This window comes from Candidatus Bathyarchaeia archaeon (genome assembly GCA_035935655.1).
In the GTDB taxonomy this organism is placed as follows: domain Archaea; phylum Thermoproteota; class Bathyarchaeia; order 40CM-2-53-6; family 40CM-2-53-6; genus 40CM-2-53-6.
The window spans coordinates 1-2,249 of the sequence record DASYWW010000002.1; the positions used below are offsets into that span (position 1 = coordinate 1).

A 2,249-nucleotide genomic window follows, 5' to 3' on the forward strand; every position below is an offset into this window, starting at 1 on the left:
TCGGGTGGAGCGACGGGCGGTGTGTGCAAGGAGCAGGGACGTATTCACCGCGCGATGATGACACGCGGTTACTAGGGATTCCATGTTCATGAGGGCGGGTTGCAGCCCTCAATCCCAACTGAGGCTGGGTTTGGGGATTACCTTCCCCTTTCGGGGTCGGAGCTCATTGTCCCAGCCATTGCAGCTCGCGTGTGGCCCAGGGGATCCGGGGCATACTGACCTGCCGTGGCCCGCTCCTTCCTCCCCCTTAGCGGAGGCAGTCCCTCTAGTGTGCCTGCATTCCCGAAGGAATACGATGGCAACTAAAGGCACGGGTCTCGTTCGTTTTCTCACTTAAGAGAACACCTCACGGCACGAACTGGCGACGGCCATGCACCTCCTCTCAGCTAGTCCGGTAAGACCTTTAATCTGACCTTCATCCAACTGTCGCCCCTGGTAAGGTTCCCGGTGTTGACTCCAATTAAACCGCAAGCTTCACCCCTTGTGGTGCTCCCCCGCCAATTCCTTTAAGTTAACTGCCATCGAAGCCTAGAGCTTTGACTTACCCCCAACTTCGACAGTTTCAGCCTTGCGGCCGTACTCCCCAGGTGGCAGACTTATTGTCTTCACTGCGGCACTGGATAGGCCCGAAGCCTATCCAACACCTAGTCTGCATCGTTTACAGCTGGGACTACCCGGGTATCTAATCCGGTTCGCTCCCCCAGCTTTCGTCCCTCACCGTCGGGCGCGTACTAGCCGAGCGCCTTCGCCACTGGTGGTCCTTACGGGATTATAGGATTTCGCCCCTACCCCGTGAGTACCCTCGGCCTCTTCCGCCCCCAAGCCTACCAGTATCTTCGGCAATCCCACGGTTAAGCCGTGGGCTTTAGCCGGAGACTTAGTAAGCCGGCTACGGACGCTTTAGACCCAATAAACGTCCCGACCACTCGCGGAGCTGGTATTACCGCGGCGGCTGACACCAGGCTTGCCCCCCGCTTATTCCATCAGCTTCTTAGACTAATGAAAAGCTATCCTCAACGGATAGCACTCGGGGTGGCCCCGTCGCGCTTTCGCGCATTGCGGAGGTTTCGCTCCTGCTGCGCCCCGTAGGGCCTGGGCCCTTGTCTCAGTGCCCATCTCCGGGCTCCCGCTCTCACGGCCCGTACTGGTAATAGGTTTGGTAGGCCGTTACCCCACCAACTGCCTGATCAGCCGTAGCCTCATCCTAGAGCAACACTGAACAGCATGTGTCCAGTATCCTTTGAGCGAGGAACCATTCCAGGAATCTTCACCTATCAGGTGTTGTCCTCACTTTCGCGAGGTTATCCCTGTCTCTAGGGCAGATTGGCCACGTGTTACTGAGCCGTACGCCGCCCTTGAACATGGCCTCAAGGGCTAACTCGCATGGATAAGCCTCACCCCCAGAGCAGTCGGGTCCGGCAGGATCAACCGGGTTTACAGCCGCAAGGTTTCTAGCTGTGTTTCGTGACGAGGGTTCTTCCAAGGCCAATGTCAGACTTAAGCGTCCGGGAAGCTTGCAGGGCTTCCGGTTTGTTCAAGCCTCCATTACGGAGATTTGCCCATGATTGGAGGACGGCTACTCATATTTTGGTCTTGGACCGCAGATTGTAGCCGACGCCGCCGCCGGCTGAATCATGGGCGTATGTGTCCGATTATGGATTTGCAAACTGACGGGGGGTTGCTTGGAAGAATATAAGGATTCCCTGAATTTCTTTCGAGTAGTACTCGACTTTTCTTGAGAGTTTAGAATTTCTCTTAGACTGGCTATTGAGTTTGACAAGAATCAGACGAATATAATCCCATCTAATTACTTCTTCCTTCTCGCCGTCTTCCATGCGTAGCTATCGTTTAAGAATCCGATCAGAGAGACTACCAAGAGGCGTCATCAAGATGAGGGAGGGGACGATTCATGCATGGTGCGCTGAAAGGAGAGACGCGAGGCAATTGAAGTTCCTTCTTCCGTTCGTCGGCGTATATTCTCTTCTACTTTTTGTTCTGGTTAGTTTTATCCTATACAGCCTGAGCCCTTCGATATGGCGTGACCTAGTTTCTTCTGGATGGTTTGCCTATGTCTTCTCGTCTTCAGTATTGACAACGGCGGTGTCTGTCATCTATCTGTGGATGACGGGCCGTGAAATGGTTGGAAATGTCGCATTCTATGATGTGTCTTGGGTGGACAAGAGAGAGCTGCAAGGAACGCTGCAGATTTCTTACATCAACCAGAAGTACAGGGGGAGGATGGGCCTAGT

Annotated in this window: 1 protein-coding gene and 1 rRNA gene; one reads left to right on the plus strand and one right to left on the minus strand. The window is 54.4% G+C overall.

Features of this window, described 5'->3' with window-relative positions:
* Positions 1–1,435, minus strand: a 16S ribosomal RNA gene (locus VGS11_00010); the annotation flags it as partial.
* Positions 1,436–1,890: 455 nt separating this feature from the next.
* On the opposite strand from VGS11_00010, the gene VGS11_00015 reads away from it, so the two are divergent.
* The coding region (locus VGS11_00015; GenBank protein HEV2118486.1) for a hypothetical protein at positions 1,891–2,249 on the plus strand (359 nt) is incomplete at its 3' end.